The organism is Gilvimarinus sp. 1_MG-2023 (genome assembly GCF_030548285.1).
Window position 1 is genome coordinate 1 of record NZ_JAUOSC010000245.1, and the last position, 403, is coordinate 403.

General features: G+C 55.8%; 1 protein-coding gene. It reads left to right on the forward strand.

All coding sequences use genetic code 11. From position 1 onward, the window contains the following. A partial coding sequence (locus Q4563_RS16630; RefSeq protein ID WP_303605277.1) for a class II glutamine amidotransferase occupies positions 1 to 403 on the forward strand: 403 nt, incomplete at both ends.

Sequence of the window (403 nt, forward strand, 5' to 3'; positions counted from 1 at the left end):
CCAATACCCACCCGTTTACCCGTGAGCTATGGGGTCGCTATTGGGTATTTGCCCACAACGGCCAGATTCCGCACTTTGTGCGCCTGGTCGGAACATATGAAGCCGTCGGCGATACCGACAGCGAAGAAATATTTTGCGACCTGATGAATCAGGTACGGCAAAACCTGCCTCGCGATGCCATGCCGGAGCAACTCGCCCGTACACTCGTTAGTCTGGCCGAAGAATACGCCCAACAAGGTGTATTTAACGGCCTGTTGAGCAACGGTGATTGGCTGTTCAGTTTTTGCACCACCAAAATGGCCAGTATTACCCGTCGGGCGCCATTTGGCCCGGCACAACTGGCCGATGCCGACGTCACCGTCGATTTCGCCGCGGAAACCACCCCCACTGATGTCGTCAGTGT